Raw genomic sequence first — 16,641 nt, 5'->3', positions numbered from 1 at the left:
GTTTTACCACCAGTAGCCGTTCTGTAATGTCGGTGCCGTACAGAATAATTTTGGCGATATTGCCATAAGGGTTTTTTACTGCACTGAAAGTGCCGCCGATCCAGATATCTTTTTGTTCAAGTGTAAAGTTCAGCTCTTGTGTGACGCTATTACCCTGCAGCAGTATTTGCGTATTAGCCTCTGATAAATAATCGCGCCAGCTGCGCACTGCTGAATTGAACTGAGCAGCCGAGACGCCAGGCATTTTGTTTGGGTAGTCGTTTACAGCAGTAACGTTACCAGCGACCGCCCACTCAATCATCAACAGTGATTGGCCTATTGTTTCAAGCCGGGTTTCAGACTCGATAGCTGCCGTTTTTACGTCGGTAATATCGGCCAGAATGGCAATATAGCCGCTATGTTTGCCTTGTGAGTTCACTACCGGGTTGCTGGTGACTGAAATCCACAACGTCGAGTCGTCTTTACAGTGAATTTCAATTTCATCATAAAATGCATTCGGGGCGTTAAGTTCGGCTTCCATTCTGCTGTAGGTTTCTGCATTGGTGCGTGGGCCAATCAGAAACTCTTTGGCTTTGTGGCCCAGTACTTCGTTGGCGCTAAAGCCGGTCATACGCTGAAAACCACGGTTAACATATTGAATAAGCCGGTTATTATCAGAAATAATCACCGCATTGTCTGTCTCGTTAGCGACCATCGACAGCAAGCGAAACTCGGCGCGCTGGCGCACCTCGTTGGTAATATCGCTGGCAAATTTAATGATCTTGAATACTTTGCCATCAGGGGTTTTTATTGGGTTATAGGTAGCGTGGATCCATACTTCTTTGCCTCCTTTAGCAAGGCGGCGGTATTCGGCGGTCTGATATTCGCCACCGCGCAGCGTTTGCCAGAACTGCTGATACGCTTGTGATGCGGCTTCTTCATCAGGGACAAATATGCGGTGGTGTTTTCCGGCCACTTCGTTCAGGTTGTAACCCATCAGGTTAAGAAAATTATCATTGGCACTGATAATGCTGCCATCAAGATTAAATTCAATCACCGCCTGAGCTTTGTGAATGGCGCTGATCTGCGACTGCAGATTCGCGCGCATCAATACCTGCTCGGTGATATCTGTGGCAAACTTGATTACCCGTTCAACCCGGCCGTGTTTTTTTATCGGTGTATAAGTGGCCTGGATCCAGACATCCTGGCCAGATTTTGTTATACGTTTAAACTCTGCGGTTTGCGAATGGCCTCCACGCAGTTTTTGCCAGAACATTCTATATTGCTCTGACTGGGCATCGGCAGGTTCGACGAACATGCTGTGGTGTTTGCCAACCACTTCATTACGGTCATACCCCATAACGTTTAAAAAATTATCATTGGCAGATTGAATAATGCCATCGAGAGAGAACTGAATAACAGCCTGGGTTGCATTGATTGCGGCAACAATATTATCAGCGCTGGAAGATAAACCTAACATAGTTATTCTCATTAATTGGGGACAATGATAAAGCTAGTAAGTACAAATGGTTAAAGCAAATTTTTTTTAAAATTCTTAAGTTGGGGCAAAATGTTGAACACTTCTGATAGCTCGGAAAGATTATTTTTCAGCCTTAAATTTTCCGCCTCGCAGCAAAAACAGTTACTGCCGTATCAGCAGCTGTTGAGTCAGCAATTTCCGACGGCGAAACCGGTCGCTGTTGATAATCTGCACCTAACGCTGTTTTTCTTAGGCCAGGTAACTACAGCACAAAAGTTGCACCTGCTCACTGCTGCCCAAAGCTTAACTATGCCACCATTTCAGCTGACATTAGATACACTGGCCGCTTTCACGAAACCGAAAATACTGTATCTGGCACCCTTTGCTGTGCCGGCGGAGCTGCGGGGTTTACAGCAGCAGTTAGCGAAGATATGCAAAGCGCAGGGGTTTAATGAAATACATGATTGTTACCGGCCACATGTGACACTGCTGCGTCACGTGTCGGTAAACGAAAACTTTAATCGACAGATCGCGCCGCTGCCCCTGGTTATCAGCGAGTTTGCGCTTTATCAGTCAGTGAATATTGAAGGGAGCGTCAGGTACCTGCCACTTCACACCTTTAGCGGCTAAGGCCGACAGCAACCGCAATAGGGTGCTGTCGGCGTTTTGTTAAAAACCGGTTTCAAATTGTGCTGTTGCCTGTACCACTTCGTAGGTACCATCTGTATACAGAATGGTGGCTTTACCTAAGTGGAAAATGTAAGGTTTTATTGCTTTGGTACAATAAGTTGCCGTGGAGTCGCAGCCAGCTGTTTTTTCTGACCAGATAACAGATGACACAGGTTTGGTCAGGTTGGTAATACGCCAGATAGCATCATTAGCGGCATAGTCCATAGTATATTCAAATGACATACACTGGCCGACAGACCATTCGTCGTAGGCGGCGGTATCAACCATGCATTCCATCTGAGCGGAAAAAGCTGAACCGGATAACAATAATAAACCTGCAGCAATAGTCTTCTTCATGATATTTCCTTTTATATTATGTGGGCCTTGGTTGTTTTGCATACTGCCAACCCAGTCAACATTGGAAATAAGAAGTGGTCAAATGATAAATGCAGATAACATTTTTATCATTTTTTTATCTTTTACAAAAGCTATAGTGGTCAGCTAAGCGGCTGCTGCACCAGATTAAGTGTTGCAGATCAAAATGCTATAGTTCATCAGTGATTAATTTTCGCCGGTTATACTCGCCGGCGGTATCCCCCGTTAACAAGGACTGGTTATGTCTGGCTCTGCATCATCTTTTAGCAAACTGCTAAGTGCCGTCTTCGGCTCGGTAAACTGGACGGCGCCGCGCTGGTTACAGCAGCTGTGTCATTACGCTAAATTACGCCCGGCGAAGTTCGGCGCGATATCCGCCTCGCTGGTGCTACTGCTGGTGGCGACAGCAGGAGGCGTTTATTACTATCAGCAACTGCCGAAGCCATTAAAAGTGCTAGCCAACATTGAAGGGCCAGAGCTGGGTTACTATCAGGATAATATTGAGCAGCCCACGCCGGTAACGCTGCGCTTTAGTTATGATATCAGGCGCCATAGCCAACAGATAATGCCTGCACCACAGCTCTCTGCTGCGCGTTTAGATTTAATTGGTGAGGTGCTGACTGAGGGCGTCAGTATTCAGCCACAAATAGCAGGTAAATGGCTGTGGCAGGATGAAAATAGTCTGGTATTTACCCCAGAGCAGGCCTGGCCTGCAGGTCAGGATTATAGTGTCAGCCTGAGCAAAGATATTTTTGCCCGCGACATTCTGCTGGCTCAGCAGCAGTATCACTTTAGCAGTGCGCCACTGACGGCCGAGATTAACCGGTTACGGTTTTATCAGCATCCAACTGAGCCCGGTACCCGGCAGGTGGTGGCGACCATTAATTTCAGCCACCCGGTAGCATTAGCCAGTGCTGAAAAGATGCTGTCGATGGCGATGCGGGCCGATGGCAGTGACCATGACAGTAAAGCTAAGCAGCTGGAATTTACACTGTCAGCCGATAAAACCGGCCGTGAGGTCTATGTTCAGTCGGCAGCTTTAACCTTGCCAGAGCACGAGCAGTATTTAACGCTTGAGCTGAAAAAAGGCGTAACAGCACAAAACGGTAACGCTGTAACAGAGCATACACTCACCGAGCAGTTGCTGGTGCCGGATAAGCGCAGCTTTTTAAAGGTCGAGGATTTGCGTACCGACATCATTCGCACGCCCGAGTTACAGCCTGAGCAAATGCTGCTGCTGAGTTTTACTGATCGTATCAGCCGTAGCGAGCTGCAAAATAAGCTGAAGTTGTATGTGTTGCCAAAGCATCCGCGGCGTAACTCCTATTACTGGTCTGTTGGCGAAGTGAACAGCAATGTGCTGCAGCAAGCCAGCCTGCAGCAGTTTGAGCTGATTCCAACCGCACAACAACACGATAGCAGCTTCAGCATAAAGCTGGATTTACCGCCAGGCCACAGCCTGTTTGTCAGTGTGCCGCAAGGCCTGCAATCGGCCGGCGACTTTAGCCTTGGCAGTGAGTACCGCGCAGTGGTACAGGCACCACAGTACCCGAAAGAGGCCAGATTAAGCGGTGAAGGCGCGCTGTTGACACTAAGCGGTGAGCAAAAGCTGCAGCTGTTAAGCCGCGGAGTAAAGGGTGTCAGAGCCAGATTGTTTAAGCTGTTACCCGATCAGCTGAATCATTTTATCAGCCAAACCGGTGGCGATATCAGCCAGCCATATTTTCAGAACTATAACTTTGATGAAAGCAACATCAGTAGCGTATACGAGAAAACCTTTACGTTGGCAAACAGCCATGCCAAACAGGCGAATTATCTGGCGCTGGATTTAAAGCCGTATCTGGAAAAAGCCGGTATGGGCATGTTTTTTATTCAGTTATCCGAGTTTAATCCGGCGCGGCCGAAAGATGAGGGCGAGCAGCTGGACAAGCGTGTTGTGCTGGTCAGTGATTTAGGTTTACTGGTAAAGCACAACAGCGACAGCAGCCAGCAGGTGTTTGTCATGTCGCTGGCAAGCGGCCAGCCAGTAGCCGGTGCTAACGTGAGGTTGCTGGGTAAAAACGGCGTGGCGGTGCTTGAAGGTACAACTGATAAGGCTGGCAGTGTACAACTGGCCAAAACACGAGGTTTGCAACGGGAGCGTCAGCCCACGGTATATCTGGTGAGCCATAGCCGCGACGGTAAAACAGACAGCAGTTTTATCCCGTACGACAGGTATAGCCGCCAGCTGGATTACTCTAAGTTTAATACCGATGGCCGCTATCAGGATGAGCAAAACAGCAAAGCACTGAGCGCGTATATGTTCAGCGATCGTGGCATTTACCGCCCCGGTGAGCAGGTACAGCTTGCGGCTATTATCCGCCAGAGCGACTTGGCAGCTGCGCCGCAGAAGCTGCCGCTCAGGATCCAGGTGCAGGGCCCGCGCGGCAGCACCTTTTATCAGCAGAACTTCAGTTTAAGCGGCCGCGGTATGCATACGTTCAGTGTAGATACGCAGCCAAGCAGCGATACCGGTAATTACAATGCCAGTATCAGCTTGCTGGATAACAACGGAAATGCGACACGCTATCTGGGCTCAGTCAGTTTCTCTGTCGAAGAGTTTCAGCCAGATACGCTGAAAATAAGCAGCCGCTTTAACCAGCAGAGAGGGGCCAAAGCACCGGGCTGGTTATCACCGGCTAACTTACAGGCGCTGGTGCAGCTCGATAACTTGTTTGGCACCCCGGCGCAGCAGCGGCGGGTAACGGCGCGGTTTGAGCTGATGCCGGTAAGCTTTAGGTTTGATGAGTACCCGCAGTACCGCTTTTTAGCTCCGCAGGATGAGCAGATCAAAACCAGCGTTGTAAAGCAAACGCTGCCCGAGCAGCAAACTGATGCCGATGGTAAAGCCAGTTTTGCTTTACCGCTTGAGCAATACAGCGGGGGGACTTATCGCTTACTACTGCACACCGAAGGGTTCGACAGCGGCGGCGGCCGCAGCGTGCAAAGCGTCAGCAGTGCGTTGTTATCGCCACTTAGTGCTTTGGTCGGGGTAAAAGCCGATGGCAGCCTCAGTTATCTTAAAAAGCAGCAAAGCCGGGAACTTGAGTTTATTGCTGTCGACAACAGTTTGCAGCAGATCGCACTTACCGATCTGACCCTGAAGCTGGTAGAAAAGCGGCCGGTTTCGAGTTTGGTAAAGCAAAAAGACGGTACTTATCAGTATCAGAGCATCGTACAGGAAGTGGTGTTAACCGAAGCGCCCTTTGCAATTGATGCCGCCGGTAGTCGTTACGCACTGCCAACCACGGAAGCCGGTGATTTTGAGCTGCAGCTTAGCCAGGCAGATCAGTTACTGGGTAAGGTGGCCTTTAGCGTTGCCGGGGCTGGCAATATCAGTGCTATGCTGGAAAAAGATGCGGCGTTAAGTGTGAAGCTGGATAAAGCTGATTATAAAACCGGTGACTGGATAGAGCTGAATATTACTGCGCCTTATACCGGTAGCGGTCTAATCAGTATTGAAAGCAATAAGGTACATGCATTCAGCTGGTTTACCGCCACTACTACCAGCAGTATACAGCGTATTAAGCTGCCAGAAGGTATTGAGGGCAATGCTTATATCAATGTCAGCTTTGTGCGCGGCAGTGACTCTGACGCCTTGTTTGTCAGCCCGCTTAGCTATGCTGTGGTGCCGTTTAATATTGACCGCAGTAAACGCCAGCTCGGCATCAGCCTGATCGTACCGGAGGAGGTGCGCCCGGGTAAAGCCTTTACGCTGGGTTATAAAACAGATCGCGCCACGGACTTGTTGCTGTACGGTGTTGACGAAGGCATTTTGCAGGTAGCGGCATATCAGTTGCCAGACCCACTGTCGCATTATCTGCAAAAACGTGCGCTGCAGGTACGCAGTATGCAAATGCTCGATTTGCTGCTGCCGGAGTTCAGTGCACTGCAGCGCCAGTTAGCCGGTGTCGGTGGCGATACTGAACGTCGTGCGCTGGCAGCAGCCATGATGCTGAATAAAAACCTGAACCCCTTTGCCCGCCGTGCCGAACAGCCGGGTGTGTTCTGGCTCGGTAAGCTTAAAGCCTCTGCTGAGCTGGCGACAACAGAAGTAACCTTACCGGCCAGTTTTAGTGGCAATGTGAAAGTGATGGCTATCGCAGTAGGCGATGATGCACTGGGCGCTACCAGTAAAGACCTGCGTGTGCGCGGGCCCTTTGTGCTCACACCGGATGTGCTGCAAAGTGCAGCGCCCGGTGACGAATTTGATATCAGCGTGGCAGTGGCCAATGGTGTAAAAGGCTCAGGTGCAAATGCCAGCATTAAGGTAGCGCTTAACTTGCCGGATACGATAATAGCTATCAGCCCGTTACAGCAGCAACTTAGTATTAGTGAAAACAGCGAGCAGATTGCCCGATTCAGAGTGAAAGCCGGTGAGTTACCGGGTGAGGCCAGTCTCAGTTTCACGGCAAGTTATCAGCAGGGTAACTTACAGGAAGATGCCAGCCGTGCCGTCAGCCTGAGTATCCGCCCGGCCAGCAGTTATGAAAGTACCTTACAGGCCGGTTTTGCTGACAAAGGCCCGGTAAGGCTTAACACCCGCTACCCGCTTTATCAGCCGTTTGCTCAGTTAGCGGTTACCGCATCAGCTAACCCGCTGGTGCTGGCCGAGAGTTTTACCCGGTATCTGGAGCAGTACCCGCATGGCTGTACCGAGCAGGTGGTGTCGCAGGTATTTCCGTGGATTGGTCTGGTGCAACAGAAAACCTATCAGGCGCAGTGGCCTGCGCTGAATGAAAAGTTCGCCGTGTTAATTCAGAAGCTGGCCGAGCGGCAGCAAAGTGATGGTGGTTTCAGTTTCTGGCCCGGTGGTTATAGCAGTGCCGATTTTCCCAGTATTTATGTGATGCACTTTTTACTGGCCGCACGTGAGCAGGGCTTAGCGGTGCCTGATTATCTGTACCAGCAAGGGCTGGAATACCTGCGTGGCGTAGCACGCTTAAGCGGCGCTAACCTGTATCAGGCGCGGCTAAGGGCCAATGCGATTTATTTGCTGACTCGTAGCGGTGAAGTCACCACTAACTATCTGACGGAGCTACATGAGCGGTTAGAAAAACAACATCAGCAGGCGTGGCAAAATGATGTGGCTGCTATTTATATGGCTGCCAGCTATCAGTTGCTGCAAAAGCCGGAATTGGCACAAGGGCTGTTATCTGGCTACCGTCTGGGGAAAGTGTCAGCGCTACAATCGGGCTACCTGGCTCGCAGCAGCGCGCCACTGCCAGCGTTTGCGAATCCATCCTTTCAGTCGCAGCTGAGTCTGGATGCGCAGTACGTTTATCTGTTGTCGCAACATTTCCCTGAGCGCGCCAAAGCATTGGATGGTGAACAGATATTGCAGTTATTGCAGCCGGTATTCAGCGGCCAGTACAACACTATAGCTGCAGCTTACTCTGTGCTGGCGCTATCTGCCTATGGTCAGCTGCAAAAGGATAATGGCATCGCCCAGGTACAGTTTTACCAACTGGACGGGCAGGGCAATCGTACAGAGCTGACACCGGCAGATAACAACAGCGCCCTGCCTGTCGCAGCGTTTAATACGGCCGCCGAAAAAATCTTAATTGAGAGTAACCAGCAACTGTTTTATGCCTTAAGCGAAGCGGGCTTTGCCAAGCAAACAGCGGTTAAAGCCGTGGCGAACCAGCTGGAAGTTGTCAGAGACTATCTGAATAGCGAAGGCAACGTTGTTACCAGTGCCAGGCAAGGTGACGAGCTGACGGTACGGCTGCGTCTTCGCAGCTTAACCGACAGCTGGCATAACAATATTGCGGTAATTGATTTGTTACCGGCCGGTTTCTCTGTAGTGCGCAGTTCAGTACCGCGTCAGCAGGGGCGCTGGCGCGCCGATTATGTAGATATCCGCGAAGATAGGGTAGTGTACTATGCCGGCTTTGGCCCGCAACTGACTGAGCTGCAGTACAAGGTAAAAGTGACGGCCGCCGGTGATTTTACGCTGCCAACAGCTTCTGCCGAGTCAATGTACGACCGTACTGTTTATGCCAGTACTGCTGCCGGGCGCTTTGTGGTTGAAGCGGCAGCGCCATAATGGACAACGAGAGCTGCCGTGTCAGTGTCGGTTAATAACAAGAACAGGCTGAAGGCTGGCGTACTGAAGTATGCAGCCGTTGCGCTACTGCTGGTGCTGGCTGCAGTGCTATTACTGCTATCGCTGATGCCTGCGCCGCCGCTATATCCGCAGTATCAGCAGTCAGGAGCCTACTTTGCAGCTGACGGCACTTTACTGAGTTTGCGTTTGGCAGCCGATCAGCGTTATCGCTTAAAAGTACCGTTGACAGATATTGCCCCCTCTGTGCAGCAAGCAACGCTGTTGTACGAAGATCGCCGCTTTTATCAGCATCCGGGCCTGGATTTGCCTGCTATAGGCCGGGCGTTCTGGCAAGGTGTGATCAAAGGCGGCAGGCGTCAGGGCGCATCAACCTTAAGTATGCAGTTAGCCAGGCTGCGTTTTGACCTGAATACCAGCCACTTTGGGGGGAAGTTACAGCAGCTGTTACTGGCGCTGTATCTGGAGTGGCATTACAGCAAAGACGAGATTCTGGAAGCCTATTTTAACTACGCACCTTATGGCGGCAATATCGAAGGTGTCGCCGCGGCCAGCCTGATTTACTTTGGTAAAGAGGCCAAAGATCTGACGGTGCAGCAGGCTTTGGCATTAAGTGTGATTCCGCAAAACCCCAATGTACGCAGCCCGCTGAGCAAAAACGGTGCGCAGCAGCTTGAGCTGGCCCGCCAGCGCTTACTGGCGTTGTGGTTGCAACATTATCCTAAGCAGCAAGCCAGCGCTGCGCGTCTGGCGCTACCGCTGACGTTTTTGCACCGTACAGATCTGCCATTTAGTGCGCCGCACTTTGTTAATCAGTTGCAGGCAAAAGGGCTTCAGCAGGGCCGGTTTTACACCAGCCTGCAGGCTGAGATCCAGCAGGCGATGCAGCGCCAGCTTAGCAGCTATTTACGCCGGCACAGTGACAAAGGCTTTAATAACGCCAGTGCACTGCTGATAAAGCGAAGTACCATGCAGGTGATGGCCTGGCTTGGCTCTGCCGATTTTAATAATACCGCCATTGCCGGTCAGGTCGATGGTGTGACGGCGCAACGCTCTCCGGGCTCTGCCCTTAAACCTTTTGTCTATGCACTGGCGTTACAGCAGGGGCTTATTCACCCACTGAGTTTGCTTAACGACTTACCAAGGCGCTTTGGCAGCTTTAATCCGGAAAATTTTGACCGCCAGTTTGCTGGCCCGGTGACGGCAACTGAAGCCTTGATCAATAGCCGGAACTTACCGGCAGTGCAGTTGCAGGCCGGTTTAACAGCACCGGATTTTTATCACTGGCTGGCGGCTAGCGGCGTACCTTTATCACACAGTGCCGAGTATTACGGCCTGGCGTTGGTGCTGGGCGGTATGGAGCTGAGTATGCAGCAATTGGTACAGCTATATGCCATGCTGGGTAACGGCGGCAACTGGCAGGAATTGCAATGGTTTGCTGATATCAAAGTGCAACAGGCCAGGCCGGTGCTGACACCGGAAGCGGCTTTTTTAACGCTGGATATGCTGCGCCAGCACCCAAAACCACAATCGGTGTTGCTGCAACAGCTTACCGATACTGTGCCGGTGGCGTGGAAAACCGGTACCTCCTATGCATTTCGGGATGCCTGGGCCATTGCTTTGCGCGGAGATTATGTACTGGCGGTCTGGCTGGGTAACTTTGATGGCAGCAGCAACCCCAATTTCATCGGCCGCAGTGCTGCCGGGCCTTTGCTGTTTGAACTGCTGGCGTTATTACCACAGCAAACTGAGGCTGAAACCGCATTGTTTACGGCAGCGGCTGAGCTTAATGTGAAAAAAGTCGCTTTGTGCAGCCGCAGCGGCGATTTACCGAATAAATACTGCCCGCACACACGAGAGGGCTGGTTTATTCCCGGTGTCTCGCCGATCAGAATGTCTGATGTGCACCGGGCTGTGCCGGTGTATCGGGCAACAGGTTTACGCGCCTGTCAGCCCCAGCCACCCCAGACGGAGCTGAAGGTGTATGAGTTCTGGCCATCAGATATCGCCGCAGCATTTTCACAGGCGGGCATGATACTAAGCAGTGCGCCGCCATACCAGCAGAGCTGCAGTGGTGTGCCGATGCTGTCTGTGCAGGCGCCACAAATCCGCTCACCCCAGCCATCGTTAGTGTATCAGCTTGGTAAAACACTGCAGCAGCGCCAGATTGCGCTGCAAGCTAGTTTTGACGGTGCTGTGACCAAAGCACACTGGTTTATTGATAACCGTTATCTTGGTGCCGTAACGCCGGGTGAAACCCTGCTGTGGCAGGGCGAAGCTGGGGCCTTCGAGCTTAAGGTTGTCGATGATTTGGGTGGTGTTTCCAGCCAGAAGTTGATAACAGAATAAAGCGTAAGTGCAGAGCGTGTTCAGCTGCGTTAAAATAGCGTCGATTGTTTTACGGAAGCTGTTATGTACTGCACCCACTTTGATGCTAAGCGCTGTGTTTCCTGCCACTGGCTGGATAAACCTTACCCCGAACAGTTGCTGTTAAAGCAGCAGCAACTGACGGCATTACTAGCTCCTTTTGCGCCGCTTGAAGTGTTACCGGTAGTGGCAAGTAGCGAGCTGGGTTTTCGTCATAAAGCCAAAATGGTTGCACTGGGTACAGTAGAGTCGCCTGTGCTGGGTATTATTAATAGCCAGCAAGAAACAGTCGATTTAACTGACTGCCCGCTGTATCCGGCCGCTTTCCAAAGGGTTTTTAGCCTGTGTAAAGCCTTTATCAGCCGCGCCGGTTTAACACCGTATCACATTGAAAGCCGCCGTGGTGAGCTGAAGTTTATTTTGCTAAGCCAAAGCCTGCACAGTGGCCGCTTTATGCTGCGTTTTGTACTGCGTTCTAAAAATTGCCTGGCGTCAATACAAAAGCATTTACCCTGGTTGCTACAGCAACTACCGGAGTTGGAAGTGTGCTCCGTTAATCTGCAACCCAAACCGGCAGCAATACTGGAAGGGGAAGAAGAAATTGTACTGACAGAGCACAGTGTTCTGGCTGAGCAATTAAACGCCGTGCCTTTGTATTTGCAGCCGCAAAGCTTTTTTCAAACCCAGCCGGTAATGGCGGCCAGTTTGTATCAAACCGCGGCGGACTGGGCAGCGCAGCTGCAGCAGGAACATGGCCGCTTTGCCACAATTTGGGATTTGTTTTGCGGTGTTGGCGGCTTTGGTTTGCATGTGGCAAATCCTGCACAGCAGCTGACGGGTATTGAGATTGCACCTGCGGCCATTGCCAGTGCACAGCGTGCAGCAGCAGAGATGGGCTTTAAGGATGTTCGCTTTCAGGCTTTGGATTCAACCGCTTTTGCGCAGGCAGCAGCAGAACCACCCGACTTACTGGTAGTAAACCCGCCAAGACGCGGTTTGGGCAATGCTTTATGTGAGGATATACAGCGGCTGGCACCTGACTGGTTGCTGTATTCCAGCTGCAACGCTGACAGCCTGGCGCAGGATTTGGCCAGGCTTACGCAATACCGGTTAATAAAAGTACAGCTGTTTGATATGTTTGCCCACAGCAGCCACTATGAAGTGCTGACCCTGCTGGCGAAACAGGCCTAATGTCTGCCTTCGAGGATGCGCACAATTTCACGGCTGTGTTCAAACAGCTCCACTACAGTGCCTTCTATCTGAATACTGATAATACCGTCGGAATTGGGCCTGCCCAACACAACGCCACGACGATAGTAGTCATCCGGTAAAAACTGTCCGGGCGCCAGTTTTTTCTGCCACCCCGGAGGCAGTGGCTTACCCTGTGCCACTTTTTTTGCTAACCCCGGCGGTAAAGGTTTGTCTTTATCCGGTGCGGCCATCAGAGGCTGGCTGATCAGTAACGCCAGGCTGCAGGTTAATAATATCTTGTTCATATCGCTTACCTTCTTTGTATGCATGGCTAAGTTGTAGCAGTTTCAGCTTAACAGTAGCTTAATTGCCCGGCCAGGCTTTGCCTTGCATCCTGATACTGTTGATATATACTGTCTAAATATACAGTATTTGGTGGTGAGTATGTCTGCGTTACTTGAACAATTAACCCGGCGTCAGTTGTTGTGGCATGGTAACAGCCAGCAGGCTGCATATCAGGCGGTCACATCCGGTTATGCGGAGCTGGATAAGCAGCTGGCGGGAGGTTTTCCGGCAAATGGGCTTGTCGATATTCAGACTGAGCAGGGGATTGGTGAACTGCGGCTGTTATTACCCTATTTGCAACAACAGCATCAGGACGGGCGCTTACTGGTGATGATTTCACCCCCGGCAGAACCTTGTGCCGATATGTTGGCAGGCGCGGGGATTAATCTGGCCCAGTTGTTGGTTATTAGCGTTAAAAACAACAAGGAAGCGCTGTGGGCGGCGGAGCAATGCTTGCAAAGCGGCTGTGCCGCGGTAGTACTGATGTGGCAGGTCATGCTGCGTCTGGCCCAGGCCCGGCGCTTACAACTGGCCGCAGAACAGGGCAATGCCAGCCTGTTCTTATTACGCCGGCCCCAGGCAGCCTTAAGCTTGCCGGTTAATTTGAGCCTGACACTGGCTGCGCATCCGTATGGCGTACTGCTGAATGTGAACAAGCGCAAAGGCGGTTGGCCTGCCGGCCCTTTTCTGGTTGATATGCAATGCCGCTGGCCGGCACTCAGTTATCGCTATAGTAGCCAACAGCAGGTACAACGCAGGGCAGGCTGAGATGGCACTATATTTGTATCTGCAGTTTCCGGCGTTACAGCTGGACAGCATCAGTGCGACGGCAAATACAACTTTGCCACTGGCGGTGGTCGATGAGCAACACCGTATTATTCAGCTTGATGGCCACTGTGCTGAGCGTGGCATTAAACCAAATATGGCACTGGGCAGCGCTGCGGCGCTTTGTCATAACCTGCAACTTGTTCCGTATCAGCATACCCGGCAGCTGGAGTTACTAAACACTGTGGCGCAGCAGCTGTATCAGCTAAGCCCTGACATTGCGCTGGACCCACCCGATGGCCTGTACCTGCGGCTGTGTCAGATCCTGCGTTTGTATCAGGGGTTGGCCGGTTACTGGCAGGCGATACAAACCGCGCTGTCGGCTCTGCCTTACCGTTACAGCTATGCGACCGGCAATACGCCTCTGGCGGCTAAATGCCTGGCCCGGCAACAGCTGAACTTAATCAGCAGTGACAGCGACGCTATGCTGACGCAGCTAAAGCGCAGCCCGCTTAGGTTTACAGAGTTAAACCCTGAGATTCAGCAGCAACTGCAACGGCTGGGGTTACAGCAATTGGGGCAGGTGATGGCGTTGTCGCAGGCAGAGCTTGGCAGGCGCTTTGAGCATAGCCTGCTTAGTTATCTTGGCCGGTTGCGCGGCGAATTTTATCATGCATTAGACTATGTTCAGCCACAGCAGGGCTTTAGCAGCACACTTGAGCTGCTTTATGACATCAGTGACACCGCGGTGCTTAACACGCCACTGAAGTTGCTGCTGCAGCAGCTGGAGCTGCAGTTGCAACGTGCGGACGCGCTGTGCCATCAGCTACTGCTGGAAATACGCTTTCGGGCTCAAAAGCCGTTGACGGTAGTGATAAGCTCAGCGCAGGGCGAATACCGGGCTGCCCAGTGGCTGAGATTATGTCAGCTGCAACTGGAAACAGTACGCCTGACAGAGCCCGCATCCGGCATCAAGCTTGACGTACCGCGCTTTGCACCACAGCGCCCGGATAATAATGCTTTATTTGAGCCAGTGCAGAGCGCTATGTCGGCCTTGCAGCTTATTTCTGTGTTACAGGCGCGGCTGGGCCGTGCTGCCGTCAGTGGCTTGTCATTACAAAATCAGCATCTACCCGAGCAGGCCAGTAGCCGGCCTTTGCCTTTCACCGCAGTTAATCATGATATTACTGCCCTGGCGGTCAGGCCGGCTTTTTTATTTAGTTCAGCTATAACCCTGACCGAGCCGGTTGAACTTAACAGCGGCCCGGAGCGGCTTTGTATCAATCGCTGGCAGCCCCTGCTGCAGCGGGATTACTTTATCGGCCGTAACCGTAAGGGGCAGTGGCTATGGCTATACCGCACAGCTGAGCAGCGCTGGTTTGTGCAGGGCATGTTTGCCTGACGGAGCAATAGATGAGTTACGCTGAGTTGTTTTGCCAGAGCCATTTTAGTTTTCTGCAAGGGGCGTCCAGCCCGCAAGAGCTGGTACAGCAGGCTGCTGAGCTGGGTTATAGCGCTTTGGCGCTGACGGATGAATGCTCTGTTGCCGGTGTGGTCAGGGCTTATCGTCATATTGATGAGCAGCAACTGGCGATTAAACTGATTATTGGCAGTTATTTCCGGCTGGATAAGCTGCAACTGGTACTGCTGTGCCCGGATAAACAAGCCTACAGTGAATTGTGCCGGGTTATTACCAATGCCCGCCGGCGTAGCAGCAAAGGCAGCTACCAGTTGACCGAGTGGGATTTAATGTCCATCAGACATTGCCTGTTGTTGTGGTTGCCGGATGGGGATACCGACAGCGATGCACACTGGGCCAGTTGGCTGCAGAAATATCATAATGGGCGTTTATGGCTGGCAATGCGGCGTGAGCTTAGCCACAACGAAGCGGCATTTAAGGCTTATTGTCTGCAACTGGCGCAGCAATACCAGTTAACACTCATGTGCTGTGGTGCTGTGCTGATGCATACGCCAGAGCGGCTGGCATTGCAGCACTGTGTCAGTGCGATTAAAGCCGGAAAAACGATAGCTGCGCTGGGCCGGCATTTACTCAGTAATGCCGAGCGGGCCATGCGTCCTGTCAGTAAGGTGAAAAAGTTGTTTGCTGCCGACTGGCTGGAGCAAAGCTGCCAGATAGCTAAGCGCTGCACTTTTTCACTGGAAGAGCTGCAATATCAATACCCCAGTGAGCTGGTGCCGGAAGGCGAAACTGCCAGCAGTTATCTGGCAAAGTTAGTCAGTAGCGGGGCAAAGCTGAGGTTTCCAGCCGGTGTTCCTGATAGGGTGCAGTCGATTATCGACAAAGAAATGGCCCTTATCATTGAGCTTAAGTACGAGTATTTCTTTTTAACCATTCATGACGTAGTGCAGTTTGCCCGGCAAAACCACATTTTATATCAGGGCAGGGGCTCTGCGGCCAACTCCGTCGTCTGTTATTGCCTGCAAATCACCGCAGTTGACCCGGAGAAAATTCAGGTATTGTTTGAGCGTTTTTTATCAAAAGAGCGTAAAGAGCCGCCAGACATTGATGTGGATTTTGAGCACGAAAGGCGCGAAGAAGTTATTCAGTACCTTTACCGCAAATATGGCCGGGAACGGGCGGCACTGGCCGCAACCGTGATCAGCTACCGTTTTAAAAGCGCGCTGCGTGATGTCGGTAAAGCGCTGGGGTTACCGCTTAGTCAGCTGGATTTTCTGGTGAAGAACATTCAGCGGCGTGATCCGGCACTTAGCTGGCAGCAGCAGCTGGCACCGCTGGGACTTGATACGGACAGTGAGACCACGCAGCAGCTGGTACTGCTGGTTGAGCAGTTACGCGGCTTCCCACGGCATTTGTCACAGCATGTTGGCGGCTTTGTGATATCGCAGGGGCCTTTGTATGAGCTGGTACCGGTCGAAAATGCTGCTATGGCCGACAGAACAGTGATCCAGTGGGATAAAGACGATTTGGAAACGATGAAGCTGCTCAAAGTGGATGTGCTGGCACTGGGTATGTTAAGCGCTATCCGTAAATGTTTTGCGCTGGTAAAGCAGCATTTTCAGCGTGATTTGAGCATTGCAGGTATCAGTGTTTTGGGGGATGACCCGGCGGTATACCGGATGATTCAGCACGCCGATACGGTAGGCTTGTTTCAGATTGAATCGCGGGCACAGATGAGTATGCTGCCAAGGCTACGGCCGGCAAATTACTATGATTTAGTGATCCAGATTGCAATCGTGCGGCCAGGGCCTATCCAGGGCGACATGGTTCACCCTTACCTAAAGCGCCGGCATGGTGAGGAAGCGGTTGAGTATCCGTCAGAGGAGGTTAAGGGTGTGCTTAGCCGCACGCTTGGGGTGCCGATTTTTCAGGAGCAGGTGATTC

The 16,641-nt window shown here is 51.7% G+C and carries 10 protein-coding genes; 7 read left to right on the top strand and 3 right to left on the bottom strand.

What is annotated here, in order from left to right; all coding sequences use genetic code 11:
• On the bottom strand, window positions 1-1,459 hold a 1,459-nt coding region (locus tag VIN66_RS12540; protein ID WP_331924293.1), incomplete at its 3' end, for a PAS domain-containing protein.
• A gap of 90 nt (window positions 1,460-1,549) precedes the next feature.
• On the opposite strand from VIN66_RS12540, the gene thpR reads away from it, so the two are divergent.
• Window positions 1,550-2,089, top strand: a complete 540-nt coding sequence (thpR, locus tag VIN66_RS12535; RefSeq protein ID WP_331924292.1) for an RNA 2',3'-cyclic phosphodiesterase — start codon at window positions 1,550-1,552, stop codon at window positions 2,087-2,089.
• 39 nt (window positions 2,090-2,128) lie between these two features.
• On the opposite strand, the gene VIN66_RS12530 is transcribed toward thpR, so the two are convergent.
• Window positions 2,129-2,485 carry a hypothetical protein gene (locus tag VIN66_RS12530; RefSeq protein WP_331924291.1) on the bottom strand — a complete coding sequence of 119 codons (357 nt, stop codon included), beginning with the start codon at window positions 2,483-2,485 and terminating at the stop codon, window positions 2,129-2,131.
• Window positions 2,486-2,744: 259 nt separating this feature from the next.
• Here VIN66_RS12530 and VIN66_RS12525 point away from each other — a divergent pair, with 259 nt between their 5' ends.
• From VIN66_RS12525 to rlmC, 3 genes are all read left to right on the top strand, one after another.
• Complete coding sequence (locus VIN66_RS12525) at window positions 2,745-8,591, top strand: alpha-2-macroglobulin (RefSeq protein ID WP_331924290.1); 5,847 nt, start codon at window positions 2,745-2,747, stop codon at window positions 8,589-8,591.
• Window positions 8,592-8,609: 18 nt separating this feature from the next.
• Window positions 8,610-10,958, top strand: a complete 2,349-nt coding sequence (gene pbpC / locus VIN66_RS12520; protein WP_331924289.1) for a penicillin-binding protein 1C — start codon at window positions 8,610-8,612, stop codon at window positions 10,956-10,958.
• Between the two features lie 63 nt (window positions 10,959-11,021).
• Window positions 11,022-12,167, top strand: coding sequence for a 23S rRNA (uracil(747)-C(5))-methyltransferase RlmC (rlmC, locus tag VIN66_RS12515; RefSeq protein ID WP_331924288.1), 1,146 nt, complete (start codon window positions 11,022-11,024; stop codon window positions 12,165-12,167).
• Here rlmC and VIN66_RS12510 read toward each other — a convergent pair.
• A complete protein-coding gene (locus VIN66_RS12510; RefSeq protein ID WP_331924287.1) occupies window positions 12,164-12,472 on the bottom strand; it encodes a hypothetical protein in 309 nt (102 codons plus the stop codon). The genes rlmC and VIN66_RS12510 overlap by 4 nt on opposite strands.
• Before the next feature lie 139 nt (window positions 12,473-12,611).
• Here VIN66_RS12510 and imuA point away from each other — a divergent pair, with 139 nt between their 5' ends.
• The 3 genes from imuA to VIN66_RS12495 form a co-directional block, all read left to right on the top strand.
• The gene (imuA, locus tag VIN66_RS12505) at window positions 12,612-13,280 is read left to right on the top strand and encodes a translesion DNA synthesis-associated protein ImuA (protein WP_331924286.1); all 669 of its coding nucleotides are present in this window, start codon (window positions 12,612-12,614) and stop codon (window positions 13,278-13,280) included.
• Between the two features lies 1 nt (window position 13,281).
• Entirely contained in the window at window positions 13,282-14,679 is a 1,398-nt protein-coding gene (locus VIN66_RS12500; RefSeq protein ID WP_331924285.1) for a DNA polymerase Y family protein, read from the top strand.
• A gap of 11 nt (window positions 14,680-14,690) precedes the next feature.
• The coding region (locus VIN66_RS12495; RefSeq protein ID WP_331924284.1) for a PHP domain-containing protein at window positions 14,691-16,641 on the top strand (1,951 nt) is incomplete at its 3' end.

This window comes from Rheinheimera sp. (assembly GCF_036568245.1).
GTDB lineage: Bacteria > Pseudomonadota > Gammaproteobacteria > Enterobacterales > Alteromonadaceae > Alishewanella.
This window is presented reverse-complemented; position numbering and strand designations above follow the sequence as displayed.

What these genes read in the sequence shown, in the direction of transcription:
- thpR (WP_331924292.1), top strand. Translation starts at nt 1,550, where the DNA reads ATGTTGAACACTTCTGATAGCTCGGAAAGATTATTTTTCAGCCTTAAA.
- VIN66_RS12510 (WP_331924287.1), bottom strand. Translation starts at nt 12,472, where the DNA reads ATGAACAAGATATTATTAACCTGCAGCCTGGCGTTACTGATCAGCCAG.
- VIN66_RS12525 (WP_331924290.1), top strand. Translation starts at nt 2,745, where the DNA reads ATGTCTGGCTCTGCATCATCTTTTAGCAAACTGCTAAGTGCCGTCTTC.
- imuA (WP_331924286.1), top strand. Translation starts at nt 12,612, where the DNA reads ATGTCTGCGTTACTTGAACAATTAACCCGGCGTCAGTTGTTGTGGCAT.
- rlmC (WP_331924288.1), top strand. Translation starts at nt 11,022, where the DNA reads ATGTACTGCACCCACTTTGATGCTAAGCGCTGTGTTTCCTGCCACTGG.
- VIN66_RS12530 (WP_331924291.1), bottom strand. Translation starts at nt 2,485, where the DNA reads ATGAAGAAGACTATTGCTGCAGGTTTATTATTGTTATCCGGTTCAGCT.
- VIN66_RS12500 (WP_331924285.1), top strand. Translation starts at nt 13,282, where the DNA reads ATGGCACTATATTTGTATCTGCAGTTTCCGGCGTTACAGCTGGACAGC.